Consider the following 26,809-nt stretch of genomic DNA (forward strand, 5'->3'; position numbering starts at 1 on the left):
GCGAAGGCCCCGGCAAGAAGCTTCTTGGAAAGCGACAAGGCGTTTCTTGCACGAATCCATTGCCCGTTTTTCTGAACTAACATGCTGGCGCCGCTGGCAACGCCTTCGCGCCCCCGGGCCCATGCCGGCGCTCCTCGGCCAGGCAAACAATCCTTGATCCCCTGCAACGGGTCATCAGGCCCAGGCCCCCCACAACAAAGACAGTGACCGTCGAGTGACCCATTTTTCGCCAAGAAAACCACCTGCTCTCCCTTGCGTGTCTTCCGAGGGCCTCATGAAGAACAAACGTGTACTGATCGTCGACGACCACCCGATCATCTGCGCCGCCGTCACCGAGCTGCTTGAAGAACATGGCTACAAGCCGATCGGCGAATCCTCCGACGGCTTCGACGCGCTGGAGAAGATTCACCAGCTGCGCCCGGACTACATGCTGCTGGACATCAGCCTGGACAACCTGGACGGGCTCTCGGTGCTGCAACGCATTGCCATGGATCACCTGGAGGTCAAGACCCTGGTGTTCACCGCCAATCGCGCCAGCACCTACGGCGTGCGCTGCATGCAGGCCGGGGCCATGGGGTTCATCAGCAAGAGCGCCGGCCTGCAGGAACTGGTCAAGGGCCTGAATGCCCTGGCCGACGGCTATCTGTATTTCCCCAAGGAAGTCCTGGAGATGTACCGGGGAATCGGCCACGCCGCCAATGACGCACTGAACAACCTGACCAACAAGGAACTGGTGATCCTGCAATTGCTGGCCAGCGGCTACAGCAACCTGGAAATCGCCAGCAAGCTCAACCTGAGCAACAAGACCATCAGCGGGCACAAGATCAATGTGCTGAAGAAACTCGGGGTGCGCACCACCATCGAACTGGCCACCATCGCCAAGGAGATGGACCTGCTGTGAGCGGTGCCGGCCCGCAGTGGCACTAGCCCTGACGGATCAGCCGCAGCGGCGGGCTGTCCATGGCCAGCAGCCGGGCCAGCGCCGCCCCCTTCATCGGCCTGTGGAACAGATAACCCTGAGCCGCATCGATTCCCAGGCGCTGCAGATGCCGGCGCTGCTTCTCGGTTTCGATGCCCTCGGCCACCAACTCCAGGTCGAGCGAACGGGCCAGCCCCACCAGGGCCTCAATGATCCGGGTTTCCTTGTGCCCCAGGGCACTGGCGACAAAGCCCGAGTCGAGCTTGATCTGGCCGAAGGGAATGTCCGCCAGACGCATGATCGACGAATGCCCGGTGCCAAAGTCGTCGAGGGACAGGCGTACCCCGCTGTTGAGCAGAACGCTGATGTTCTCAATGCTCTGCATGTCCAGGATCAGGGCCTGGCGCTCGGTGATCTCCAGGGTGACCTGAGTCTTGGGCACCCCGGCGGCGTCGATCTGCTGCAACACCCGGGCGGCAAACTCGGGGTCGGTCAATTGACTGGCCTCGATGTTGTAGGAAAACACCAGCGCCTCGCCGCCTGGCGTGCCTTGCAATTGCCGTTGCACCTGCAGCCCCTGGTGCACCAGGCACTCGAACAACTGGCGATGCCGCGACGGACTGTCGAACAGGTCGAGGAAGAATTGCGGCCCCAGCACGCCCTTGTCGGGATGCTGCCAGCGGGCCAGGACCTCGACACCGGTGATGCGTCGGGTGCGCAGGCACACCTGAGGCTGGAAGTAGGGAATGAACTGCTGCGCGGCCAGGGCTTGAAACACATCCCGTTGCGCCACCCAGTCGTTGCTGGCGGGGGGGCGTTTCGGCGCGGCCAGGGTGCTGCTGCGGGTGTGCTTATGCACCGCGCGCTTCACGGTCAAGGCCTTGAGCAGCAAGCCGCTGATCTGCGTGGTGTCCAGGTCGCTGTAGCTGCCGGCGCAGTACTTGCCCGAATGTGCGCGGAAATTCGCCAGCCCCCAGCGGATGGGCGCATCCAGGGCCTCGCATTCGATCATCGAGAAAAAGCCATAGTGCTCGCAGAGCCGGCGCAGGTAGTAGATGGCCGTCAGCGACTGCAGGGAATCGCAGATCACCAGGTCCAGTTCATCCAACTCGGGCGGGAACTGCGCCCATTGGCTTTCCTGACCGATCACCTGAACCCGGGCAACCCCGGAGGCTGTGAGTATTCTTGAAAGGCGTCGAACCCGAAAAGCGTTCGAACACAACAGCAGTACGCTCAACGTCGACATCAAGACAGCTCCGGAAAAAAATCATCCTATCCAAAACAGCTTCGCTTGAACTCAGGACGCTTCCTGAATCGGAGCAAGAGCTTTCCGAGTTCATGCCCTTGCCGGCCCCACCGCCCCCAGGGGCGGGTGTGACCAGTCGCTGCGGTTACTTGTAGGTCAGGGTAAAGGCCGCCCGGGCATTGGCCTTACCCGGCTCGGGGCCTGCCGCCGAATCGGAGGTCTGGATGTAGCGGGCCTTGAGTTCGATGTTCATTTGGCTGCCGCTGAGACGGGCCATCGATACCTCCTGCCCCAGGGGCAAGGGGGTGACGCCATCCTTGCGCAGGACCTGCACCGCCACGCCCTTGGCGGTGGAGTCCGACGTCAGGCCGAGAATGCCCCGATGGGCGTCGAGGATCGCCGAGCCCTGGACGCCCTCCAGGCGCAGGTGGGCGTTGGCGTTCTGATAGTAGTTCCAGCCCTGATCCGTCGGGTAGGTGCCCGCCGTACAGTTGGTCAGGGGAATGACCACATCCTTGCTGTCCATGTGGCTGTCCTTGCCGTTGAACTGGCGACGCATGACCTCGCCCATGGGCACTTCGATGACGGTGTTGGCCGATTCCAGAGAACACTCGGAACGCACCACGGTCCCCATCAGAAACACGCTGTGAAAACGTCGTTTGCCAGACCAGAAACCCAGTGCCGAGCTACTGCTTTTGATGGCCGAAGTGCCCATGGGAATCTCGTTGCTGATCTTGACCAGCGTAAACGTGGTAATCACCGGATCGACAATAGTCAACGGCTGGGTGTTGCTCAGCTTGAAGGGCACATAAGGACTCACTCCGCTGACGGCACTCCACTTGCTCATTGAACGTCCCGGCGCCGTCATCACCAAGCCCACGCCAGGCACATTAGTCTTGGAGATCATTGCATTGCTCATCTCCAGCCCAGTAATCGGCGGCAGAGTGATGCCCTTCACCTTTGGCCATCCATTGATCCTGACTTCCCACAAATCGCCGACATTGCAGACGATATCGCTGGAGTGCTGATAGGAATAACGGACATTGGCCGTGCCGATCACCGAACCGATGGGCGCATCACGGGGCACATACTGAGTGCCCATGTCGAAGTCCAGATAACTTTCAGTATCACCACCGGTGCAATCGGCCCAGGCGCCGCCACTTATGCAACAAAGCAAAAACAATAATCGACCGTGCATTAACTGCCTCTGATGCTCTTTTCCAGCACAACTAAAAGAGTCAACAGGCTAACAAAAGCACCCGCCAAAAAACCCAAGAAGCTTCTTGTAGAAAACCAAGAACATCCTTAAAAGTCCGTCAGCGCACTGCTCTTTAGAACCGTCCAAGAGGGTGCGCAGGTATAATTCGGATGTTAAACCGGAGCTTTATCGTATACCGCTATAAACACTCTCCAAGTAAGAATCAGAATGAGGAAACCATGACGAGAACCGTACTGATCGTGGATGATCACCCGATTATCTGCGGGGCGATCAGAGTCACGCTGGAGCAACATGGCTATCAGGTCGTTGCCGAATCCACCGATGGCCTGGACGCCCTCGCCAAGATCCGCAGCCTGGCCCCGGAGTACCTGCTGCTGGATATCGGTCTCGATAGCCTGGACGGGCTGTCGGTGCTGCAACGCATCCACTCGGAAAACCTCAAGATCAAGACCCTGGTCTTCACCTCGCAATTGGCCAGCACTTATGCGGCCCGCTGCATGCAAGCCGGAGCCCTGGGCTTCATCAACAAGAGCGCCAACATGGATGAACTGGTGAAGGGGCTCAACACCATCAATGACGGTTATCTTTACTTCCCCAAGGAAGTACTGGCCCATTACATGGAACACGGGCAGAACAACGAGTCGGCTTCGCAGAGACTCACCAATAAGGAAATCATCGTTTTGCAACTACTGGTCCAGGGACTGAGTAATGTGGCCATCGGTGAACGCCTGCACTTGAGCAACAAGACGGTCAGCGGACACAAGATCAACATTCTTCGCAAGTTGGGGGTACGCACTACCATAGAGCTGGCCAGCATAGCCAAAGAAATGAATCTGCTTTGACCTGCGCCCTATGAATCCCATCTACCTGACGCTACTCCTGACTCTGTTCACGGCCCTGCTGCCCGCCGTTGTCCAAGGTGCCGATCCCTTCCAGTTATCGTCACGGGGACAAGCCCTGCAGTTCTCCGCCCAGGTCACCGAGCAAGACCGGGCCTGGCTCAGCCAGCGCAAGCCGGTCAGAATCGGCGTGACCTACCCCGACTACCCGCCGCTGACCATCTTCACCGAGAAAAAACAGCTGGAAGGCATCCTTGCGGAAAACCTGCTGGCGCTGCAGAAAGTCCTCAACATCCGCTTCGAGATCAGCAGCTATCCGGACCGCATGAGCGCCTTCAAGGCACTGCAAGCGGGAGAAATCGATCTGGTGGATGCCGCCACCCAACCGGAGGCGGAAAAGTACGGCGTACAAATCTCCTCGCCCTACGCCTATACCCAGATCGCCCTGTATTCCACCACCGGCAGCCTGCTTGACGTGGACCTGCGCGACCCTGCGGCACAGATTTCCTCCACCCCCGACGGCTTCATCGACGAGAACACCTTCAAGATCTTCCGCAGCGCCACCATCAAGAACTACCAGTCGCCCTATGAAGCCATCGCCGCCGTGCTCAAGGGGCAGGCCCAGGCCTACCTGGGCGACACCGTCAGCACCAACTACCTGCTGAACCAGAGCTTCAACAATCAGCTGGTGACCAACATCAGCGTCAACGGCCTGGAGGCCTACATCGGCTTTGCCTACACCGGGCAAAACCGGCGCCTGGTCTCGATCCTCAACCAGCAGCTGCAGTCGCGCAGCCGCTGCCAGATCATCCGGATGGTCAACTGGTGGGTGGTGACCCTCAAGTGCAGCGATGACGAATTCGTCAGCGTGCTCAACAACGAGGAAAAGCAGCTGCTGCAGAGCAAGAGGCCCTTCCGGATCGCCGTCAGCGAAGACCTCGCGCCCTACGCGCTGTTCGACAACAGCGGCCAGTTCGGCGGCACCATGTCCGACATTCTGGAACTGGTGCGCCTGAACTCCGGACTGCGCTTCGAGATCGTCCGCACCCGCTCGGTGCACAAGGCCATGGAACTGCTCGACAAGGGCGAAGTGGACCTGGGAATCATGTCGGAAACCGACTCGCGGGATCGCAAGTACCTGTTTACCCGCCCGGTCATCACCACGCCCTATACCCTGATCACCCGAAACAACGGCCCCGAGGAATTCAACCTCAAGGACAGTCCCGAGCAGAGCATCGCCCTGCCCACCTCCGACGCCCTGCTGGAACACATCCGCCAGAACTACCCGCACCTGAAGATCCACACCACCGACAACGTCGCCGACTCCCTGAACCGGGTACGCGACGGCGGCAGCGACTTCACCCTGACCTCCACCAACCAGGCCCGCTACTACCTGTCCTACAAATACGAGGACGCGCTGAAAGTCTCGGGCCTGCTCAAGGGCGTCAACGCACGGATCGGCCTCGCCAGCCAGCCGCAGAACAAGGTGCTGATCTCCATCATCGAAAAGGCCCTGCTGCGCATTTCCCCGAGCGAGACCGCGGCCATTTCCGGACGCTGGCGGGCCAACGCCGCCACCGACAACAAGTACTGGGAACAGGTGACCCTGCGGGTCTATCAGGTGCTCAGCGTCTCCTTCGTCCTGCTTCTGGCCACCTGCATCTGGATCCTTTACCTGCGCAAGCTGATCTTCAAGAAATCCATCGTGCGCAAGCAATTGCAGGAGCGCCTGAGCCTGATCCAGAACATCGTCGACAGCATTCCCCACCCGATCTACGTGCGTGACCGTGACGGCGAGCTGTTGCTGTTCAACACCCCCTACGCCCAGACCTTCGCCCCTGGCGCCACCTCCAGCACCAACAGCAAGGTCCTCGACGCGCTGCTCAGCCGCACCGTGGTCAATCAATGGCAGCACGACTATGAGCAGGTGGTGCGATCGGGCAGCGCGATTGCCCGGGACCAGACCCTGCACCTGGGCGGCCAGAGCCTGGATATCTACCACTGGATCCAGCCGCTGCGCGACGATCAGCAGCAGGTGTTCGGCGTGGTCTGCGGCTGGCTGGATATCGGCGATCGCCTGCGCATCCTCGAAGAACTGCGCCAGGCCAAGGAGGCCGCCGACCGGGCCAACAGCGCCAAGTCGACCTTCCTGGCCACCATGAGCCACGAAATCAGGACCCCGATGAATGCCATCATCGGCATGCTGGAGCTGGTACTGACCCGCAAGGCGCCCCAGGGCAAGAACCTCGAATCGCTGCAATTGGCCCACGAGGCGGCCGTCAGCCTGCTGGAGCTGCTGGGGGGCATCCTGGATATCTCCAGCATCGAATCCGGGCAGACCCGCCTGCACCTGGAAACCTGCACCCTGCGGCAGATAGTGACCTCGATCCGCGGGATCTTCGACAGCCTGGCGACCCGCAAGGGCTTGTCGATCATCACCCACTTCGATGCCTGCGCCGACCTGCCATTGCGCCTGGACCGGCTGAAGATCAAGCAGATCCTCTCCAACCTGATGAGCAACGCGATCAAGTTCACCGACAGTGGCGACATCACCCTGCGGGTCCAGGGCGTGGCGCTGGGCGAACAGCGCTTCGCCTTCTCCATCAGCGTGCAGGACACCGGCCCGGGCATCGATCCGGCCGACATGGCCAGCCTGTTCACGCCCTTCTCCCGGGTCACCGTCAACCGCAACAGTGGCGCCGGCATCGGCCTGTGTATCTGCCAGTCGCTGAGCCGGATCATCGATGGCGACCTGCTGGTGGACAGCACCCCGGGCAAGGGCACCACCATGACCCTGACCGCCTGCGCCGAAGAAGCCCCCCCCAGCGACACCCCACTGGCGCTGCCCAAGAGCGAACCGGCGGCGCCCATCCAGCGGCGCCTGAAGATCCTCATCGTCGAGGACCACCTGCCGAGCCTGACCCTGCTCAAGGAGCAGATCGAACTGCTCGGCCACCTGCCAATCCTGGCCCACGATGGGCTTGAGGCGCTGTTCATCTGGGAGGACAACGAGGTCGACCTGATCATCACCGACTGCAACATGCCGGAGCTGGACGGCATCGGCCTGACCGAAGAGATCCGCCGCCTGGAACAGCAGATGCGCATGCCCCCCTGCACCATCATCGGCACCACCGCCAGCGCCCGGGGCGAGGATATGCAGGCCGGCCTCGCCGCCGGCATGGATGCCTGCCTGCTCAAGCCCTTGAGCGTGTCGATGCTGGCCCGCTACGTGCCGCTGTTCAGCGAGAGCAGGACGCCGCAGGAAGTGGAAGACGGCAGCTCGGCGCTGTTGCTATTCAACCTGCCGGAGGACAAGCGCCGCAGCCTGCTGGGCCACCTGATCGTCTGCAATCAGCAGGACCTTCAGGCCCTGGAGGAGGCCATGGCCCGCCTCGACTTCAAGACCCTGGCCAGCCAGGCCCACAAGCTGAAAAGCTCGGCGCAGATGATGCAGTCCGACGCCCTGCTGCGCTTGTGCGAAACCCTGGAGCAAGCCCTGGCGGACAACGCCGCCGTCGACACCCTGGCCCATCTGTGCCAGGAGGTCAGGACCCTGATGGAACAGCTCAACAGCACCCTGGCCACTTCCGCCCAGCCGCATTGACCCCGGGCGCACCAAGCCCGGATGCAGAGTCAAAAAAAGCCCGCAAGCCGAAGCTTGCGGGCCGGGTCTGACGCCGGGACCGGGCGCTAGTGGCCCAAGGGCGCGCAACGCAGGTTCGCCAGCTTGAAGCCTTCCTGTTCCCGGGTCTGTTGCAGGTCCAGGGTGAAGGCACATTGCTGACTGGCGGCGGTCCCCCAGACCAGGCGGAAGTCGCGACTCTCGCCCACCGCCAGCAACACCTGACCCATGGGTCCCACGGCATTGACCTTATGCCCGGCGGCATCCAGCACCGCCGCGCCGAACGGCACCACCGCGCCCCCCGGGCAGGGTCACGCTGGCCAGCACCTTCTCGGTGTGCCGGGCCTTGAAGCGCGCCAGCACCACCGCACCGCGCCGCGGGGTCACGGTGCTCACGCCGCTGTCGATGTCGGTGTTGGCGTCCAGCTTGCTGGTGTCCAGGCTGATGCGGTTGCGCCGGTACGGCTGCACATAGGGCACCAGGCTGTAGCCCTTGGCATCGGTAAAGGTGCCCGGCGCATTGTTGACCCCCACATTGGGGGTGTCCTTGACCTCCACCAGGGCCATGGTTTCGCCCAGGCTCTGGCCCAGTTGCACACCACCGGGGTGGGCCAGTACCGAGCCGGAGATGCCGACGTTGGCGGTCTTGTAGGCGCTGCTGCTGCTCAGGCCGGCATTGAGGTTGGCCCAGGGCGCGCGATAGCCGACGGAAGCCGAGCCGGTGTTGGCCGAATGCTCGCTGCGCAACATGTCCAGGTTGTAGTTGAGGTTGTGGTAGTCCCCCGCCAGGCCGCTCAGGCCCAGGCGCTGGTCGTGGCTGCCGTCGGCATTGCGCTCCAGGCTGACGCTGGCGTTCTGCCGACCCAGCGGGAAGCTCAGAGTCAGGCCCACCTGCACGCCCTGGTCATCGCTGTCGCTCAGGCTCTTGCTGGCGTACAGCGACAGGTTGACCCGCTGCACCTGGCCGCTGACCCCGAACTGCACCTGACGTTGCTGCCGGGACGAGTTCCAGTAGTCCTGTTGCGACAGGTTCAGGTACAGCGAGGTGCTGTCGGCAAAGGCCTGGGAAAGGTTAGCCTCCAGTCGACTGCGCCGGCTGACCCGCCGATAGCGGCCGTCCGCATCGTGATCGCTGTCCCAGGTGCTCTGGCTCACGGCCTCGCTGAAGTACCGGTAGCCGGGGGTCGAATAGCGATAGCCGGCAAAGCGCAGGTTGGTGCCGGTGGCGAACGCCTTGCCGTAGCGCAGGCCATAACTCTGTCCACTGAGCGACCCCAGCGGGGTGTCGGTCATGGCCTGGGTCACGTCCAGGGACAAAGCGCCGAAGGTGCCCAGGCCCTTGCCCACACCGACTTGATAGGCGCGATAGCCCTCCCCCAGCAACCCGCCCAGGGACAGGGTGTAGTCCCGCGGCATGCCATAGGCCAGGGATGCCTGGGTGAAGGTCGGCTGCTCTACCTGCGAGCTCGGCTCATGGTACTGGCCGGCGCTGAGGCTGTAGCGCCAGGTGCCGTCGCGCAGCAGGTTGCCCAGGGTCGCGTAAGGCTGGATGAAACGCCGCTCGCTGCCATCGGCCTCGGTGATGATCACCTCCAGGTCACCACTGCCGGACGCGGCGTTGAGGTCGCGGATCTCGAAAGGCCCCGGGGAGACGAAGGTGCTGTACAGCGAATAGCCGTGCTGACGCACCTCGACCCGGGCCTGGCTCTGCGCCACGCCATGGATCACCGGCGCATAGCCCTGCAGCGAGTCAGGCAGCATCTGCGTGTCGCTGGCCAGTTGCACGCCACGAAACGGCACACTCTGGAAGGTGTCTCCCGGGGTCACGCTTTCACCCAGGGTCAGGCTGCCCAGGGTCCCCGGCAGGTCGCGTTGCACATAGCTGGCGGCACGCTCCCAGGTGCCGTCCTTGCGATAGGACGAACTGGAGCGCAGGCGCCAGTCGCCGAGGTTGAGACCGCCATTGAGGTAGAGGTAATAGTTGGCCGCGTTGCGCTGCGGGTTCCTGCTCTGGGATCCGGAGAACTGATAGTTGAGAAAGCCGGCATTGACCCCGCTGTCCCACTCTTCGGACGCCACATAGCCCCGAGCATCGCGGTTCATGGCTATCTGCGGCACGCTGATGTCCAGCCGGAGCTGGCGGCTGTCGAAATTCACGCTCGCGCCTTGCACCAGCCCGGGCAAGTCCAGGCATTGCTCATCGATGCCGGGGGCCTGCAAGGGAGGCAGCTTGACTCCCATTTCCGTCAGCAGTGCCTGCGGCAGGCAGGCCTTGAGGCCCTTGTCGCCGGGGACAAAGCTGAGGTCGCGCTGGGCAAAATAATCACGGTTGAGACTGATCTCCACCAGGTAGCGGCCCGGACCCACGTCCTGCTCATGGAGCATGGCTTCGAGATCGCTTTTCAGCGCACCGCTGCCGCCAAAATCCGCCACGAATCCGCTATCGAACTCTGCGGCGACACCTGCGCTGTTCTTGAGGGCGGCCAACAATAGCGATCCGGCCAAACAACCGACCCAGTTTTTCAAACACACACACATCCCGAACTTGACCCTCTGCATGACTGCGCTGGTTTCATTCCGTAGGCACGTCATTGGCTCAGAACGTCGCACTGGACTTCAACGGATCGCTGTAACCCCCGTAGTCATTGATGATCGAGAATTCCACCGTGGCGCTGCCGGACTTGAGCCGGCGTTTGAGAGGGAAGTCCTGGGTGGACTTGGGGGCCACCATGTCGACGTCCTGCAGCTCGATCGGGGTGTCTCCATCCATCACCCGGATAGCGATGAAAGTGATGTGATAGGCACTCGGGTTGGTCACCTGCAACACCGTTCCCGACGGTTGCGCCAGGAGTTTCCAGGTCAACTGGCCGGGCGCGTCCTGAGCGCTGCCCGGCAAGTGGCCGGGCCGATAGAACAGCTTGACCCGGGTGCGCACCGCCACTTTCAGGGTGTTCTCCTGCTTTTGCTCCAGCAGGGGAATTTCCTGGGCATTGAAATAAAACACCGACTCCCGATCCTCCGGCAGTTGCCCGGGCGTCTTGATGATCCGTACCACCTGCTCCTCGCCCGCGCGCACTTTGAACAGCGCCGGCATGGCGATGAACGGGCTGAGCGAGCCCTTGCTGTCCGCGGCGTCATTGACCCAGGTCTGCACCGCGTAATCGCTGCTGGTGAGGTTGGAGACGATGGTCGAGGCACTGCGTTCATCGGCGTTGAGGATGATCCGCGTGCCATTGAGCATGATGCCGGCGCTGGCCTGGGGGACGGGCCAGAGCAGCGCCAGGGACGCGCACAGCAGCGCGCCGCGAAAGCGAGGGAAAGTAGTCATATCGATCAGAACCTGAGGCAGGGAACAGGGCATGCCGAGGCCCCCAAGTCACAGGCAGGAGCCCCGGCCGGAACGCGTTTACTTGTAGTCGACGCTGAAGGACGCCTTGGCGTTGGCGGTGCCCGGCGTGGCTTCACCGGTGGCGATGTAGTTGGCGGTGAAACGCATCGGTTGGGTCAGGTCCGCGTACTCGCTGGAAGCCCGGCCCAGTTGCACGTCCACGCCCTTGGCGTCGCGAATCTGCACCGCGACATTCTTGGCCACCCCGGCGCCGCCTGCGCCCTCCAGGGCCAGCCACTCACCGTTGGGGCCGGCGGCACCGTTCATGCTGAGAAAGCGCACGGTGGCGGTCTTGCCGGTCAGCACACAATCCTTGTCGTCCTTCGGTGCCGTCATGGTCAGGGCAAAGGAACCGGCGCCAGCGGTATCGCCGGCCTTTTTCAGCGACAGGGCGGGCGCGTTGCCCAGGGAAACATTAACGCCGGCACCGCCGTTGAGGTCGCCGACACTCACCGAACAGGTATTGGCAGTGATCGAGCCGGTGAAGTTGATTTCGCCGTCGGCCGCCATGGCCTGGGCAGCGACACAGCACACAGCGACAGACAGTGCGGACTTGATGAATTTCATGGGTTTTATACCTATCTCGTGTTTGACGTTTGCCTTGCTCCTCAAGGCCTGGAAAGCCTACAAACGTTAACTTGTGAATGAGATAGGACGGCTCTCGGGCGTGACCGAGAAGATTCTTGATTGCAAACCGGAGGCCCATCAAGACGTTCGGCCTCGAGCCCCCCCGAAAGCCTTGGCCCGAAGGGCCTGCAACAACTAAGAAGCCCGCGCCGGGCGCTTTTTTTCGGCGCAGAGCCTGTGCGCGTGATGCCTGCCCAACGCCGATCGCCCTGCCCAGCTAGCGCCAGCCCGGCGCTGGATCCTGGCCGGACCCGACTAGACCCGAGCAGGCATCATGAACGCGGCTCCTGGAGGCGCGGCGGCAGAAACAGCCGCGCCGTCGACCAGCAGGTGACGAGGGCGGCCAGGAACACCAGGAACAACCCTAGCCAGTAGTCGTCATAGCGGGCCCTTGCGCTGTGCGTGACCACCTCGCGGATAAACAGCGCTACCCAGCCGGTGGCGAGCACGGCGCCGAGCAGCGCCAGGGCATTGCAGCTGCGCGCCGAGCGCCTGACCTTGAGCAGGGACGCGCCCAGGGCCAGCCCGAGCAACGGCAGGAAAAACACCAGGACCGCCACCAGCGGCGTCAGCAACGGCATCAGCAGGATCTCGCCGCCACGCACCTCGCCAATCAGCCGTGGATGAGTGGCTATGTGCGCCACCAGCAGCACGCTATTGATCAGCCCGGCGACAAAACCCGGCACCAGGGGACACAGGATAAAGCTCATGAATACCTTGAAGCGCGGGTAACGAACCTCGGTCATGGCGCAGGCCCTTGCAAGCGTAAAAGGGCGGGATTGTGCACGGCCATCGATCTTCTTGCCTCATGAGTTTTTGCCCGTTGCCCCCTGCCCATTGGCCGGATAAAGCGCCGGCGGCTACGCTGCAGCCGACAAAAACAACAACAGGAACAGCGTCGTGCGAGACACCATCGAACACTTTCGCGAGCAGTATCGAGCCGCGGTCAGTCCGCGCTACAACCCATGGCTGCATGGCGGTTTTGTCCTGGGCTATGGCTTGCTGTGCGTCGCCCTGCTGTGCAGCACCCTGCGCCAGGTGCAGCCCCTGGAATGGCTGGCGGTGCCCTTGGCGCTGCTGTTCTTCAACCTGTGCATCTACCTGGTGCACCGCTGGCTGGGGCATCACAAGCGCCGCTTCACACGGCTGTTCTATGCCCGCCATACCGGCGACCACCACAGTTTCTTCGCCCCCGGGCTGATGAGCTATCAAGGCCGCAAGGACTGGCGGGTGATCCTGTTTCCGGCCTGGCTGATCGTGGTCCACAGCCTGCTCTTCGCCCTGCCGCTGTGGGCCTTGCTGCGCCTGTGGAACGGCAACGTGGCGGCGCTGTTCGCCAGCTGCACCCTGATCGGCTACATGGCCTATGAAGTCTTCCATGCCTGCGAGCACTTGCCCGCCAGCCACCCCCTGGCGCGCCTGCCCTGGGTGCGGCAGATGCGTCGCCTGCACGAGCTGCATCACCGCCGGGAACTGATGCAGGAGCGCAATTTCAATATCGTCCTGCCGCTGATGGACTGGCTGTTCGGCACCTTGTACTGGCAGCCCGAGGAATCTTCGTCCGCGGCGACCGCCTTCGACCCGGCCAGGCCCATGACCCGCATGCAGCATCAGGGCGATATTCCGCGCAGCGCCGAGGCCACCCTGGCCTATGCCGCCAGTCCGCGCTGCTGGCCGCAATGGCACCCGTCCTCGTTGCAGGTGCTGGGCGACGCTGGCCCGTTGTTCGCCGGGCAGGGTTTCGAGGAAGACATCCATGCCGGCGGGCGCAGCGGCCACCTTAGCTGGCGGGTCGAGGAGTACCTGCCGGGGCAGCGCTGGCGCGCCAGCGCCCGGGGCGAGCATGGCCTGGCATTGCGCCTGACCTATGAGTGCCAGGCGCTGGCGGCCCAACGCACACGCTTTATCCGCACCCTGGAATATCGCTTCGAACCTCTGCTGATGCGCCTGGGCAATCAGCTGTTATTCAAGCGGCGGATTGAGCGAGAATCCGCCGCCTCATTGCTGGCATTGTGCGAAACGGCCCAGCACGCCATTCCACTGCCGCCCGCCCCGGCGCCAGGCCACCCGGCCTGAGGCCGCCCCCGACAGGAGTCATTGCATGAATCACATAGCCCCTCGACGTTTCAGCGCTGCGCGGATTGTCCTGCTGGTGCTGCTGGCGATCCTGGCCTTCCTGCTGCTGTGGCCGACCCGGGTCCAGCCGGTGGCCTGGCACCCGGCGCCGGCACCGTCCCTGAGCCAGGGCGCGTTCGCCGAGAACCAGAAACTCAAGGCGCTGCAAGCGGTGGGCGCCCGGGATATCGACGGCCCCGAAGCCCTGCTGCTGGAACAGGACCAACTGATCAGCGGCCTGCATGACGGCCGGGTGATCCAGACCCGCCTCGACGGCAGCACCCTCAAGGTGCTGGTCAACACCGGCGGCCGCCCCCTGGGGCTGGCCCGGCACCCGGATGGACGCCTGATCATCGCCGATGCCATCAAGGGCCTGCTGGCCCTGGACAGCCAAGGCCAGTTGCAGACCCTGAGCACCGCCGCCAATGGCCTGGCATTCGGTTTTACCGACGATGTGGCGGTGGACGCCGCCGGGCGCTACGCCTATTTCAGCGACGCCAGCAGCCGCTGGGGCTACGGCCATGACGGTGAAGCGGTGATCGAGCACGGCGCCGATGGGCGCCTGCTGCGCTACGACTTCCAGAGCGGCAAGACCGAGGTGCTGCTGGAGGGCCTGGAGTTCGCCAACGGCGTCGCCCTGGGACCGGACGAGGCCTATGTGCTGGTCAATGAAACCGGCGCCTACCGCATCAGCCGCTACTGGCTCAAGGGCGATCAGGCCGGCCGGCACGACCTGTTCATCGACAACCTGCCGGGGCTGCCGGACAACTTAAGCTTCAACGGCGCCGGGCGTTTCTGGGTGGCCCTGTATGCGCCGCGCAACCCGTTGCTCGACGGCACGGCGCCCTATCCGCTGGTGCGCAAGATGCTGGTGCGGGCGATGACGGTATTGCCCAAACCGGTGGAAAAGCGCGGCTTTGTGCTGGGCCTGGACACCCAGGGCCGGGTGATCGCCAACCTGCAGGACGCCAGCAGTGGCAACTACTCGCCAATCACCACGGTGCGCGAATACGGCGATGCGCTGTACCTGGGGTCGCTGACGGCCCGGCACATGGCGCGCCTGCCGTTGCAGGAGGCACTGGCGCCTTGAGCGGATGAGGGATGGGATGCGCCGCGCCGGGGCGTGACAGCCCGGCGGGCGTCAGGGCGGCTGCGCCCGGTAGGAGCAAGCGCCCTGGCCACAGGGGAAGGTCAGGAACCGGCGGTGAGTTTCTCGGAGATCTCGTCCTTGATCAGCAGGCGCTTTTCCTTGAGTTTCTTCAGTTCGTCGTCGGCAGCAGCCGCCGCTTCGGCCTTGAGCACCTGATCATCGATGATGGTGTATTTGTCGAACAGAGCATTCAGGTGGGGGTCACTGGCCCGACGCTTTTGAATGTCTTCCTTACTGCAGCTCAGGTCCTGGTAAAGGTCGTGGGTCACCGGCATGGAACACCTCCGTGGTTGATGGCAGCAAGGGCCGGATAACGCCCCTGCCGGTGATCAGAATGGCCTTCGCGCCCCGGGTCTGTCGACCGCCAATCAGACCAGCGGTAACCGTTCGTCGCCCGCCCTGCCCTGGATCAATGCCCGGCCAGGGCCTGGGCCAGAAACGCGGCGGTACGGCTGTCGCGCTGCCGGGCCACCTGCTCCGGCGTGCCGCAGGCCACCAGGGTGCCGCCCTGGTCCCCCGCGCCCGGGCCGATGTCCATGACCCAGTCGGCCTGGGCCACCAGGCGCATGTCATGCTCGACCACCACCACGCTGTGGCCCGCCTCCACCAGCTTGTCCAACTGGGCAAGCAACCGGTCCACGTCCTGCGGATGCAGGCCGGTGGTGGGTTCGTCGAGCACGTACAAGGTCGCGCCCCGGGCATTGCGCTGCAGCTCGGTGGCCAGCTTGATGCGCTGGGCCTCACCGCCGGACAGCTCGGTGGCCGGCTGCCCCAGGCGCAGGTAATCCAGGCCGATGTCGCAGAGCACTTGCAGGGCGCGGCGGATGCCCGCGTGCTCGGCGAACACCGGCAAGGCCTGCTCGACACTCAGTTGCAGCACCTGGGCGATGTTCAGGCCCTGCTAGGTCACGGCCAGCGTCTCGGGGTGGTAACGGGCCCCCTGGCAAGTGGGGCATGGGGCGAAGACGCTGGGCATGAACAGCAGCTCGACGCTGACAAAGCCTTCGCCCTCGCAGGCCGGGCAACGGCCCTTGGCCACGTTGAAGGAAAACTGCCCGGCGTCAAAGCCGCGCTCCCGGGCCTCGGGGGTGGCGGCAAACAGCTTGCGTACCTGATCGAACAACCCGGTGTAGGTCGCCAGATTGGAGCGCGGGGTACGGCCGATGGGCTTCTGGTCCACCTGCACCAGGCGCTTGATCTGCTCCAGGCCGGCACTGACCCGACCGCTGCTGCTTGGCGGCGCGTCGTCTTCCAGGTCCAGCTCCGGCGCCTCCTCGCCGCCGCCCACCTTGCCCAGATGGGCCCCCACCAGTTCCAGCAGGGCCTGACTCACCAGGCTGGACTTGCCGGACCCGGACACCCCGGTCACGGCCGTGAAGCAACCCAGGGGAAACGCGGCATCCAGGTCCTTGAGGTTGTTGCGGCTGACCCCCTCCAGGCGCAGCCAGCCCCGGGGCTGGCGCGGGGTGCGCCGGGCCGGGGCCCGCTCGGCGAACAGATAGGCCCGGGTCGGGGAAGCCGTGACCGCCGCCAGCCCCGCCGGCGGACCGCTGTACAGCACCTGGCCGCCCCGCTCCCCGGCCGCCGGCCCCACGTCCACCAGCCAGTCGGCACGGCGCAGGGTCTGCAGATCATGCTCCACCACGAACAGCGAGTTGCCGGCGGCCTTGAGCCGTTGCAAGGCCTGGAACAGCGCCTCGGCATCCGCCGGGTGCAGGCCCGCCGACGGTTCGTCCAGCACGTAGATCACCCCGAACAGCTGCGAGCCCAGCTGGGTCGCCAGGCGCAGGCGCTGCAACTCGCCGCTGGACAGGCTCGGCGTGCTGCGCTCCAGGGCCAGGTAGCCCAGCCCCAGGTCGGTCAGGGTGGCGACCCGCTCCAGCAGGTCCTGGGCGATGCGTTGCGCGGCCAGGCGTTTCTCCGGGGACAGGTTGGGGGTGTGCCGCACATCCGGCGCGCCGCGATGCTCCGGGGCGCCCCGGGCATGGCGCTGCTGGCGCGCGGCGCGGGTCTGGGCGTGGCTCAGCACCGGCTCATCGGCGGAGGCCTGCTCCAGGTAAGCCGCGGCGGCCACCGGCCGCAGCACCTCGGCCAGTTGCAGCAACGGCAAGCGCGCCAGCTCGCCGATATCCAGCCCGGCAAAGGTCACCGCCAGGGCCTCGCGCTTGAGCCGCTTGCCCTCGCACAGCGGGCACGGGCTGCCGCGCATGAACTGCGCCACGCGCTTTTTCATCAGCGCGCTCTGGGTGTGGGTGAAGGTGTGCAGCACATAGCGCCGGGCACCGCTGAAGGTGCCCATGTAGCTCGGCTCCTGTTTGCGCTTGAGGGCCTCGCGGGTCTGCTCCGGGGTCAGCCCGGCGTACACCGGCACCGTGGGAGTCTCTTCGGTGAAGAGAATCCACTCGCGCTGTTTTTTCGGCAGTTCGCGCCAGGGAATGTCCACGTCGTAGCCCAGGGTTACCAGGATGTCCCGCAGGTTCTGCCCCTGCCAGGCCAGCGGCCAGGCGGCCACGGCGCGCTGGCGGATGCTCAGCGAAGGATCGGGGACCATGCTCGCTTCATCGACGGCATAGACCCGGCCCAGGCCGTGGCACTGCGGACACGCGCCCTGGGGGGTGTTCGGTGAAAAATCCTCGGCATAGAGCATCGGCTGCCCCGGCGGGTAGCTGCCGGCCCGGGAATAGAGCATGCGCACCAAGCTGGACAAGGTGGTCACGCTGCCCACCGAGGAGCGCGTGCTCGGCGTGCCGCGCTGCTGTTGCAGGGCCACCGCCGGCGGCAGGCCGTCGATGCGATCGACATCCGGCACCCCGACCTGATCGATCAGGCGCCGGGCATAGGGCGCCACCGACTCGAAATAGCGCCGCTGGGCCTCGGCATACAGGGTGGAAAACGCCAGGGACGACTTGCCCGAGCCGGACACCCCGCAGAACACCACCAGGGCATCCCGGGGAATGTCCACGTCGACATTCTTCAGGTTGTGCTCGCGGGCGCCGCGCACCCGGACGAAACCGTCGCGATCAGAAGGTGGCGTGCTCGCCAGGGCGTCATGGGGGACATGGGACGAAGAAGTCATGAACCTGCCTGCAGTTGGAGATCGGAAGGGACGCAAACCCACCCTGGGCGAACCGCCGGTGCCGGGGCACGCCCTGGTGCGGCGGTGGGAATCGGCTCAGCCCCCCAGCAACGAGCGCACCATGGCGCTCAGGTCCTCGGGGGCGTAGGGCTTGCTCAGCAGGTGGGTGTCCGGGCTGAGCTGGTGATTGCGCGAGATCATGTCCCGGGTATGCCCCGAGGTGAACAGCACCGCGACCGGCGGCGCCTGGGTCCTGGCCCAGGTGGCCAGGTCGGTGCTCTTGATCAGCCCCGGCATCACCACGTCGGTGAAGATCAGGTCGACCGCCAGCCCCTGCAGCAGCAGTTGCATGGCGGCATCGCCGCTGGCCGCAGAGCACACCTGATAGCCCTCGTGCTTGAGCATCTCCACCGCGGCGCTGCGCACATCGGTGTCGTCCTCCACCACCAGGATCCGCTCCTGGCCCGCGTTCGCCCGCGGCACCGGGCCAACGGCCGGCAAGGCGGGCTGGGCGACACTGCGGGCAAAGTACATCTGCACCCTTGTGCCCTGCCCCGGGCGGCTGAGAATCTCGATATGGCCGCCGCTCTGCTTGACGAAGCCGAACACCATGCTCAGCCCCAGGCCAGTGCCGTGGCCGTCGGCCTTGGTGGTGAAGAACGGCTCGAAGGCCTGCTTGAGCACCTCGGCGGACATGCCACCACCGCTGTCGGCCACCGTCAGCCGCAGGTACTGGCCGGGGCTCAGGTCCGTGCCGGCGCAGAACTGTCGATCCAGCAGCAGATTCTCCACGCTGATGCCGATGGTGCCCTCGCCGGCCATGGCATCCCGGGCGTTGATCGCCAGGTTGAGCACGGCATTCTCCAGCTGGTTGCGATCCACATGGATGCACCAGGGCTCGGCGGGCAGTTGCACCTGCAGGCGAATGGTTTCCCCCAGGGCCCGTCGCAGCAGTTCAGCCAGCCCCTGATCCAGCTCCCGGGGATCGTAGAGCGCCGGTGACAGCGGCTGGCGCCGGGCGAAGGCCAGCAACTGGGCCGACAGCTTGGCCCCCCGCTCCACCGCGGTCAGCGCGGCACGGGTGCGGCGCTGCACATTGCTGTTGTCCGGCTCGTGCCGGGCCAGCAGGTGCAGGTTGCCGGCGATCACCTGCAACAGGTTGTTGAAGTCATGGGCCACGCCGCCGGTGAGGCCGCCAATGGCTTCGAGCTTCTGTGACTGGCGCAGTTGCTCTTCGGCGGCCAGACGCGCGTTGACCTCTTCCAGTACCCGCTGTTCGAGACTGCGCGCCATCTGCCGCAGGTTGTCCTCGGCGGCCTGCCGACGCTGTTCGGAAATCACGTGGCCGGTGGTTTCCACGACGATGGCGATCACCCCGGCCGGCGCCTGGTCGTCGCCGGCCACCGGGCTGTAATAGAGGTCCAGCCAGACGCTTTCCGGCTCGCCGTTGCGCAGCAGCACCAGCTCCTTGTTGCGGTAGGACAAGGTGCCGCCATTGAGGCAGGTGTTCATCACCCCGCGATTGAACTCGGCGACTTCCGGCCACCCCAGCTCCACCGCGCAGCCCAGCAGATAGGGATGGCGACCGCCGGCAAAAACCGCGTAGGCATCGTTGTAGATCATGTAGCCCAGAGGGCCACAGAGCATCACCATCGGCACCGGCGAACCGAGCATCAGTTGCACCGTGCTGCGCAGGCTGTGGCTCCAGTTGCGCAATGAACCCAGGCTGGTGACGGACCAGTCGAAGGCCCGGATGCGTTCGGCCATCTCGCCTTTCCACCCCTGGCACCCGTGATGATCTGATAAGAACGGCATGAACGGACTCTGCGAAAAACGTGATACAGCATGGATTTTCAAGAGGTTGCAGCACAGCCTCCAGAGCCTTTGAGCACAGCCTCTGCCGATGGTTTCACGGAAATTGCCGCGGCCCCGTTGAACCGACCCGGGGCGGGCCTGAAACAACAGGATAGGCGATGCCGTCCGATCCGGGAGGACGCCCGCAGGCGCCCTCCCGGCCACAGGCGGATTGCCCGCCCGCCAGGACCTCAGTCGGTGCCGTATTTCGGCGAGCGCGGACCGTACAGCAGGCCAGTGCGTTGCCCGGCCGACAGCAGGCGCTGGCTGGTGATGCCGGCGATCGGGTGCCCGGCGTCGGTGGTGGTGTTGATGATCTGCTTCACCGCGGCGGTGATCAGCATGCCCACCAGGCCACCGTTGTTGCCGTTGTTGCCTTCCTCGCTGGAAGCCCGGGCGCTGCCGGTCCACAGGGTGGTGCCGGTCTTGAGATCGACCAGGGTGGCGCTGGCGGTGACCACCGTCTCGCTGCTGATCAGCATGTAGCTGGTGCCGTATTCCTTGACCGTGATGTACAGCCCGGCGTCGGCGCCGAAGATCTCGTTGAGCTTGGCCGGCGACAGGCCATGGATGTCCGCCGGGTTGGTCAGGCCGTTGTGGCGGAAGGTTTCATCCACCACGGCAATCGGCATCACGTAGTAACCGGCTTCGGCCAGGGGAAAGGTCACCTGGGACAGCATGCTGTAGGTGGCCTTGACGTCCGGCGATTCATTGAGCGGCGGCAGCACCAGGATCGACTTCGGCCGGGCCTGCTTGTAGGCCGAGTAGTCCACGGTCTTGGGCGCGGCGCAGCCCACCAGCAGGCTGACGCTCAACAGGCCCAGGAGGTTGCGCAAGGTGGTGAAGTTCATTGAGCGGCTCCCTGCTTGGCGTTCTTCAACAGAAAGTCCATGTACGAGGCGGACTCGGGGAACAGCGCCTTCTCGGTATTGAACTGCTGCACCATCTGGTCATCCTTGCCCAGGCCCGCGTAGAGCATGCCCAGGTGCGCGTGGTAACCCGGCGGCACGGCCTTGCCGGTGGACTTGATCTTCTGCAGGTCGCGCTCCAGCGCCTCGACCTGGGCTTCGCGGGCTTCCTCGCCCTTGAAGTATTCGTAGGTCTGGGCCTGGTAGGTTTCCCACTGGTACAGCGTCTTCGGCCCGCTGCAGCCGGCCAGCAAAACGCTGCCCAGCAAGGCGCCGGCCAGCAGTGGCCGCACGGTGAAGGTCTTGAACATGCTTACATCTCCCTGTTAGCAGTATTGATCAGCGGCCGGGTTTCCAGGCCCCGGCATCGATGGCTTCGACCATGCGGTTGACCGCCTCGCGCATGGCCAGGTCCAGCACCTTGCCGTTGAGGGTCGAGTCGTAGGAAGCGGTGCCGCCGAAGCCGATCACTTCACGGTTGGACAGGGCGTACTCGCCGGCACCCTGGGTCGAATAGACCACTTCGGAGGTGCTGATATTGACGATGTTCAACGCCACCTTGGCGTAGGCCACCTGGGTCTTGCCGCGGCCGAGAATGCCGAACAGCTGATGGTCGCCGGTTTCCTTGCGGCCGAACTCGGTGACGTCGCCGGTGACCACGAAATCCGCGCCCTTGAGCTTCTGCGCCTGGCCCTTGATCGCCGCTTCCTGCTGGATCTCGCCCATGTTGTCGCGGTCCAGCACGTTGAACCGGTTGGTCTGCTGCAGGTGGGTGATGAGGATGGTCTTGGCCTGGCCGCCGAGGCGGTCGACGCCGTCGGAGAAAATCCCGCGCATGTAGCTGGAGCGGTTATCGAACTTGCCCACCGCCATCGGCACCCGGGCCCCGGTCCACACCTGGCTGGCGCTCTGGACCTTCTCCACCGGCAAGGCACGGGAGCTTTCAGTGGCACAACCGCTCATGCCCGTCAGCACCGCCAGTGCTGCGCCGGACAACATCAACTTCGAGATCACTCTCACTCTAGGTTCCTTTTTGAGTATCCATTTGGGTGCACCGTCTCGATGCACTTTCGCCCTGCCGTAAGCCTCTGGCCCCAGTCTGTGGGGGCTGAAAAAGCATCGGCGGGACGTTCTGAAACTTGATGCAGGGGGCATCATCGGCGGCGATTATGCCAAAGCGCCACCATGCCGAAAAGGAATAAAAAATCATCAGCGTCCACCTGTCTCCGCTCGCAAAGCCTCGGGGCCGGTAGCTGTGTAGCCGCTGCCGCAGGCTGCGAACGGCTTGGGCGGCATTCCGACGCAGGAGACGCAAAATCTTGAGACCGCCAGTGGCTCGGCGGCAGTCAGCGAAAGTCCCGACTGCGCACGCTGATGCCAGCCAGCAACGGGCTCAGATCCGTCAGGCGTCCGGCAATCAGGTGGCGCACTTCGCCCTCGGTCTCCAGGGTGCCGTCGACCTTGAGCAACTGCGCCCCCACCAGCACCCGACGCTGGCGCTCGGCCAGATCGCGCCAGACCACCACGTTGACGTTGCCGAACTCGTCTTCCAGGGTGACGAAGGTCACCCCGCTGGCGGTGCCCGGGCGCTGGCGCCCGGTGACCAGCCCGGCCACGCTCACCGAACGCCCGTGCTCCACCGCCAGCAACTCGCGGGAACTGCGGCAGCGCCGGGCCTTGAGCTGCGCACGCAGCAACGCCAGAGGATGGGGCCCCAGGGTGGTGCCAAGGCTGTGGTAATCGGCCTGCAGGTCTTCACCGACACTCGGCCGGGGCAGGTTCACCGGAGCCTCCTCCTGGCGTGGCAGATCGGCGAACAGCCCCAGTTGCTTCTCCACCCCGGCCACTTCCCAGCGCGCCCGGTAGCGATCCCCAGCCAGCGCCCGCAGGGCGCCGGCGTCCGCCAGCAGCTCCTGGGCCCGGACATCCAGCCGGGCCCGCTCGGCCAGGTCGGCAATGTCGGCAAAGGTCCGCTGCCGGCGAGCGCTTTCGATGCGCAGGCCGTCCTCCTGGCGAAAGCCCTTGATCATGCGCAGCCCCAGGCGCAAGGCCGGCTGCCCGGACAGGCCCTGTCCAGCGTCCAGACTGCAGTCCCAGTCACTGGCGCTCACCTCCACCGGCAAAATCTGCAAACCGTGGCGCCGGGCATCCTGGAGGATCTGGTCCGGGCTGTAGAAGCCCATGGGCCAGCTGTTGATCAGGGCGCAGGCGAAGGCCGCCGGCTCATGGCACTTGAGCCAGCAGCTGGCGTAGGTCAGCAAGGCAAAGCTGGCGGCATGGGACTCGGGAAAGCCGTAGCTGCCAAAGCCCTTGATCTGCTCGAAGATCTGCGCCGCGAACTCGTCGCTGTAGCCGTTCTTGCGCATGCCCTGGCGCAGCCGTTCGCGGTGCGGCTCCAGGCCGCCGTGGCGCTTCCAGGCGGCCATGGAGCGGCGCAACTGGTCGGCCTCGCCCGGGGTGTAGTCGGCGGCGACAATGGCGATCTGCATCACCTGTTCCTGAAACAGCGGCACGCCCAGAGTGCGCTTGAGCACCGCTTCCAACTTCGGCGACGGATACGTCTCCGGCTCTTCACGGTTACGCCGACGCAGGTAGGGATGGACCATGCCGCCCTGGATCGGCCCAGGGCGGACGATGGCCACCTCGATCACCAGGTCATAGAAGTTCTGCGGCTTGAGCCGGGGCAGCATCGACATCTGCGCCCGGGACTCGATCTGGAACACACCAATGGTGTCGGCGCGACCGATCATCTGGTAAGTGGCCGGGTCTTCGGCCGGAATGCTGGTGAGGCTGTAGCGCTGTCCGCGATAGCCGTGGATCAGGTCGAAACAGCGGCGGATGGCGCTGAGCATGCCCAGGGCAAGGATGTCCACCTTGAGCAGGCCGACCATGTCCAGGTCGTCCTTGTCCCACTGGATCACCGTGCGCTCGGCCATGCTCGCGTTTTCCACCGGCACCAGATGGTCCAGGGGCTGCTCGGAAATCACGAAGCCGCCGGGGTGCTGGGACAGGTGCCGGGGAAAGCCGATCAATTGCCCGGTCAGGCTCAGGACCCGGCGCAGCACCGGGCTCTCGGGGTCGAAGCCGGCCTCCTGCAGACGCTCGACACTGGGCGGCGTATCGCTCCAGTGGCCGCAGCAGTCGGCCAGGGCGTTGACCTGATCCGGCGGCAAGCCCAGGGCCTTGGCCACATCGCGCACCGCCCCGGCGCCGTGGTAGGTGCTGACCACCGCGGTCAGCGCCGCGCGGTGCCGGCCGTAACGCTGGAACACGTACTGCAGCACCTCTTCGCGGCGCTCGTGCTCGAAATCGACGTCGATGTCCGGCGGCTCGTTGCGTTCCCGCGACAAGAAGCGCTCGAACAGCAGGGTCGAGCGATCCGGGTCGATCTCGGTGATGCCGAGGACGAAACACACCACCGAGTTGGCCGCCGAACCCCGGCCCTGGCAGAGAATGTGCTGGCGCCGGGCAAAATCGACGATGTCGTGCACGGTAAGAAAGTAGCTCTCGTAGCCCAGGTCGCTGATCAACGTCAGCTCATGCTCGATCTGCTGCAGCACCTCGGCCCGGGCTCCACCGGGCCAGCGCCGCAGAATGCCGCGCTGGGTCAGCACCCGCAGCCAGGAGCCGGCGTCATGGCCGTCGGGCACCAGCTCCCGGGGGTATTGGTAGCGCAACTGGCCGAGGTCGAAAGTGCAGCGTCCGGCGATGGCCAGCGATTCGTCGAGCAAGGCCTGCGGGTACAGGCCTTGCAGCACCTCGATGGGGCGCAGGTGACGCTCACCGTTGGCGAACAGGCGCTGCCCGGCCTCGGCCACCGGCAGGTGATGGCGGATCGCGGTCATGGTGTCCTGCAAGGCCCGGCGCCCGCGCACGTGCATGTGCACATCGCCACAGGCCACGGCCGGCAGCCCCAGTTGCCGGGCCAGGGCCAGCCGCTGTTGCAGGTGCCGGGCATCGTCCTGGCCGCAATGCAGTTCCAGCGCCAGCCATAGGCGCTCGGGGAATATCTGGCGCAGCCAGTGGCTGTGGTCCGTCGCCGGGCCATCGTCCGTCAGCCACAGGGCCAGCAGCCCCGGCAAGGGTTCGGCGAAGTCCTCGCGCAGCAGGCGATAGCTGCCCTTCTCCGCCCGGCGCCGGGCCCGGGTGATCAACCGACACAGGCCCTGGTAACCCGCCAGGTCCTCCACCAGCAGCACCAGGCGCGGGCCGTCCTCGACCTGCATTTCGCTGCCGATGATCAGCTTCAGGCCAGTATCGCGTGAGGCCTGCCAGGCACGGACGATTCCCGCCAGGGTGCATTCGTCGGTGATCGCCAGGGCCTGGTAGCCCAGGGCCGTGGCGCGCTGGAACAACTCGGCGGCACTGGAGGCGCCGCGCTGAAAACTGAAGTTGGACAGGCAGTGCAGCTCGGCATAGGCGCTCATGCGAACCAGCCTTGCAGGAGCAAGGGCCCGGGTTCGCCCACCTGGCGATAGGCCCAGCCCTGCTGGCCGGCCGCGGTTTCGATCAGGTAGTAGTCGCGGCGCACGTCGGCGCCGTCCCACCAGCCGGACTCGATGCGCTCCGGGCCCATGAGAATCCGCACGCTGCCTTCGTTCAGGGCCTGGGGTTCAGTGAACAGCCAGCCAGGACGGCGCAATCCGGGGCTGGCCGGACAGGGGCGCGGATCAGTCTGAGTCTGCCAACTGCGCTCCGGTCGATGATCGGCGCGGTGCCCCAGGCCCTGCACCGCGTCATCCCCCAGGCGCGCCCGCAGGCGTTCGCGCAACTGCTCCCAGGGCAGGTTCTGCTGCGGGCGCTCGTCGAACAGTTCCGTGTGCCGGGGCACGAACAGCGGCAGGTCCTCGGCCACCAGCCGCAGGTTGCGCACCGGCGCCGACACCTGGATCTGCTCCAGGCGCCCGCGGGCCAGTTCAAACAGCATCGCCGGATCGCGCTCGGCGCTGAGCAGGCCCACCGGGATCAGGGTGTCGGCGCCTTCGACATGTTCCAGGTGCAGGGCAAAACGCTGCACCCCGCTGTCGCGGCCACAGAGAAAGGCCGCCAGATCGGCAGTCAGCCGGCGCAGGGGAAACAGCAGCGCCTGATGGGACAGCACATCGAAATTCAGCTCGATGCGCAGGTCGAAACGGTCCGGCGGCTGATAGAACGCCAGCCCCAGCGGACGCTCGCCGAGCAGGGTATCCAGGTGCTTGAGCAGGCTGCCGTCAAAACGCCGGGCCAGGCTGGGCCGGGGCAGCTCCCGCAACTGCTGGAAGCTGCGCACCCCCATGCGCGACAGGGCCGTGGCCTGCTCCGGGGCCAGCCCCAGGCGCTCGATGGGCATGGCCCCCAGGGCCCTGGCCAAGGCCTCGCCGTCGGCCACCGCCAAGCCGTCATAGGCATTGGCCAGGACCCGGGCCGCCGCCGGGTTGGGCGCGGCGACGATGCGATGGCGAAAGCCCAGGGCCTGCAACTCCCGGCGCAGACGCGCTTCCAGCTGCGGCCAGGGGCCGAACAGGCCCAGGCTGGACTCGATTTCCAGCACCAGGGTACGGGGGTAGGCCACGCTGACCTGGGAGCTGAAGCCATAGGCCCAGGCGGCGAGAAACTGCTGCCAGTGCTCGATCTGCCGGGGGTCGTATTCGGCGCTGGCAAAAGCCTTGGTCAGGGCCTGGGCGGCGGTCAGCGATTGCCCCGGGCGCAGGCCCAGCTCGCGGGCGGCGCCATTCACCGCCTGGATCACCCGGCGCTGCGGGGTGCCACTGAGCAGCGCCAGGGGCGCCTCGGGTTCGGCGCGCTGACGCAGCACGGCGTCCAGCGCCAATTGCGGGAACAGAATGCACACCCAGCGCATGCCAACC

Annotated in this window: 19 protein-coding genes and 1 pseudogene; 5 read left to right on the forward strand and 15 right to left on the reverse strand. The window is 65.1% G+C overall.

Going from position 1 to position 26,809, the window contains the following annotated elements:
- The first annotated feature begins 274 nt into the window (after positions 1-274).
- A complete protein-coding gene (locus POS17_RS18890; protein WP_060839987.1) occupies positions 275-901 on the forward strand; it encodes a response regulator transcription factor in 627 nt (208 codons plus the stop codon).
- A gap of 22 nt (positions 902-923) precedes the next feature.
- Here POS17_RS18890 and POS17_RS18895 read toward each other — a convergent pair whose 3' ends face one another.
- The gene (locus POS17_RS18895) at positions 924-2,165 is read right to left on the reverse strand and encodes an EAL domain-containing protein (RefSeq protein WP_082729909.1); all 1,242 of its coding nucleotides are present in this window, start codon (positions 2,163-2,165) and stop codon (positions 924-926) included.
- Positions 2,166-2,310: 145 nt separating this feature from the next.
- Complete coding sequence (locus tag POS17_RS18900) at positions 2,311-3,267, reverse strand: fimbrial protein (protein ID WP_060839989.1); 957 nt, start codon at positions 3,265-3,267, stop codon at positions 2,311-2,313.
- Between the two features lie 335 nt (positions 3,268-3,602).
- Here POS17_RS18900 and POS17_RS18905 point away from each other — a divergent pair, with 335 nt between their 5' ends.
- Both POS17_RS18905 and POS17_RS18910 read left to right on the forward strand, forming a co-directional pair.
- On the forward strand, positions 3,603-4,226 hold the full coding sequence (locus tag POS17_RS18905) for a response regulator transcription factor (RefSeq protein WP_060839990.1): 624 nt from the start codon (positions 3,603-3,605) through the stop codon (positions 4,224-4,226).
- A gap of 10 nt (positions 4,227-4,236) precedes the next feature.
- A complete protein-coding gene (locus tag POS17_RS18910; RefSeq protein ID WP_060839991.1) occupies positions 4,237-7,827 on the forward strand; it encodes an ATP-binding protein in 3,591 nt (1,196 codons plus the stop codon).
- A gap of 86 nt (positions 7,828-7,913) precedes the next feature.
- Here POS17_RS18910 and POS17_RS18915 read toward each other — a convergent pair whose 3' ends face one another.
- From POS17_RS18915 to POS17_RS18935, 5 genes are all read right to left on the reverse strand, one after another.
- Positions 7,914-8,135 carry a FimD/PapC C-terminal domain-containing protein gene (locus POS17_RS18915; RefSeq protein WP_159426429.1) on the reverse strand — a complete coding sequence of 74 codons (222 nt, stop codon included), beginning with the start codon at positions 8,133-8,135 and terminating at the stop codon, positions 7,914-7,916.
- Positions 8,095-10,332: a fimbria/pilus outer membrane usher protein gene (locus tag POS17_RS18920; protein ID WP_159426430.1), complete on the reverse strand. Its 2,238-nt coding sequence runs from the start codon at positions 10,330-10,332 to the stop codon at positions 8,095-8,097. Before POS17_RS18920 ends, POS17_RS18915 begins: the two co-directional genes overlap by 41 nt.
- A 109-nt stretch (positions 10,333-10,441) precedes the next feature.
- Positions 10,442-11,173 carry a fimbrial biogenesis chaperone gene (locus POS17_RS18925; protein ID WP_060841976.1) on the reverse strand — a complete coding sequence of 244 codons (732 nt, stop codon included), beginning with the start codon at positions 11,171-11,173 and terminating at the stop codon, positions 10,442-10,444.
- 78 nt (positions 11,174-11,251) lie between these two features.
- Positions 11,252-11,800: a fimbrial protein gene (locus POS17_RS18930; protein ID WP_060839994.1), complete on the reverse strand. Its 549-nt coding sequence runs from the start codon at positions 11,798-11,800 to the stop codon at positions 11,252-11,254.
- A 332-nt stretch (positions 11,801-12,132) separates the two neighbouring features.
- Positions 12,133-12,606: a hypothetical protein gene (locus POS17_RS18935; RefSeq protein WP_082729912.1), complete on the reverse strand. Its 474-nt coding sequence runs from the start codon at positions 12,604-12,606 to the stop codon at positions 12,133-12,135.
- A 154-nt stretch (positions 12,607-12,760) separates the two neighbouring features.
- Between POS17_RS18935 and POS17_RS18940 the strand changes: the two genes are divergently transcribed.
- A complete protein-coding gene (locus POS17_RS18940; protein ID WP_060839995.1) occupies positions 12,761-13,936 on the forward strand; it encodes a sterol desaturase family protein in 1,176 nt (391 codons plus the stop codon).
- A gap of 25 nt (positions 13,937-13,961) precedes the next feature.
- The gene (locus POS17_RS18945) at positions 13,962-15,065 is read left to right on the forward strand and encodes an SMP-30/gluconolactonase/LRE family protein (protein WP_060839996.1); all 1,104 of its coding nucleotides are present in this window, start codon (positions 13,962-13,964) and stop codon (positions 15,063-15,065) included.
- A gap of 101 nt (positions 15,066-15,166) precedes the next feature.
- On the opposite strand, the gene POS17_RS18950 is transcribed toward POS17_RS18945, so the two are convergent.
- The 8 genes and pseudogenes from POS17_RS18950 to POS17_RS18985 all read right to left on the reverse strand — a co-directional run bounded on the left by POS17_RS18950 (position 15,167) and on the right by POS17_RS18985 (position 26,802).
- Positions 15,167-15,400, reverse strand: a complete 234-nt coding sequence (locus tag POS17_RS18950) for a DUF465 domain-containing protein (protein ID WP_060839997.1) — start codon at positions 15,398-15,400, stop codon at positions 15,167-15,169.
- A gap of 134 nt (positions 15,401-15,534) precedes the next feature.
- Positions 15,535-18,201: pseudogene (locus POS17_RS18955) on the reverse strand (excinuclease ABC subunit A).
- 96 nt (positions 18,202-18,297) lie between these two features.
- Positions 18,298-20,016: an ATP-binding protein gene (locus POS17_RS18960; RefSeq protein WP_060839998.1), complete on the reverse strand. Its 1,719-nt coding sequence runs from the start codon at positions 20,014-20,016 to the stop codon at positions 18,298-18,300.
- Between the two features lie 230 nt (positions 20,017-20,246).
- Positions 20,247-20,906 carry a DUF799 domain-containing protein gene (locus POS17_RS18965; protein ID WP_060839999.1) on the reverse strand — a complete coding sequence of 220 codons (660 nt, stop codon included), beginning with the start codon at positions 20,904-20,906 and terminating at the stop codon, positions 20,247-20,249.
- The gene (locus POS17_RS18970) at positions 20,903-21,274 is read right to left on the reverse strand and encodes a DUF4810 domain-containing protein (RefSeq protein ID WP_060840000.1); all 372 of its coding nucleotides are present in this window, start codon (positions 21,272-21,274) and stop codon (positions 20,903-20,905) included. The genes POS17_RS18965 and POS17_RS18970 overlap by 4 nt, the downstream gene beginning before the upstream one ends.
- 28 nt (positions 21,275-21,302) lie before the next feature.
- Positions 21,303-21,962 carry a CsgG/HfaB family protein gene (locus POS17_RS18975; RefSeq protein ID WP_162492856.1) on the reverse strand — a complete coding sequence of 220 codons (660 nt, stop codon included), beginning with the start codon at positions 21,960-21,962 and terminating at the stop codon, positions 21,303-21,305.
- 347 nt (positions 21,963-22,309) lie between these two features.
- The gene (locus tag POS17_RS18980) at positions 22,310-25,390 is read right to left on the reverse strand and encodes an error-prone DNA polymerase (protein ID WP_060840002.1); all 3,081 of its coding nucleotides are present in this window, start codon (positions 25,388-25,390) and stop codon (positions 22,310-22,312) included.
- The gene (locus POS17_RS18985) at positions 25,387-26,802 is read right to left on the reverse strand and encodes a Y-family DNA polymerase (protein ID WP_060840003.1); all 1,416 of its coding nucleotides are present in this window, start codon (positions 26,800-26,802) and stop codon (positions 25,387-25,389) included. Before POS17_RS18985 ends, POS17_RS18980 begins: the two co-directional genes overlap by 4 nt.
- Positions 26,803-26,809: the final 7 nt, after the last annotated feature.

Origin of the sequence: Pseudomonas sp. Os17 (genome assembly GCF_001547895.1) — a bacterium.
In the GTDB taxonomy this organism is placed as follows: domain Bacteria; phylum Pseudomonadota; class Gammaproteobacteria; order Pseudomonadales; family Pseudomonadaceae; genus Aquipseudomonas.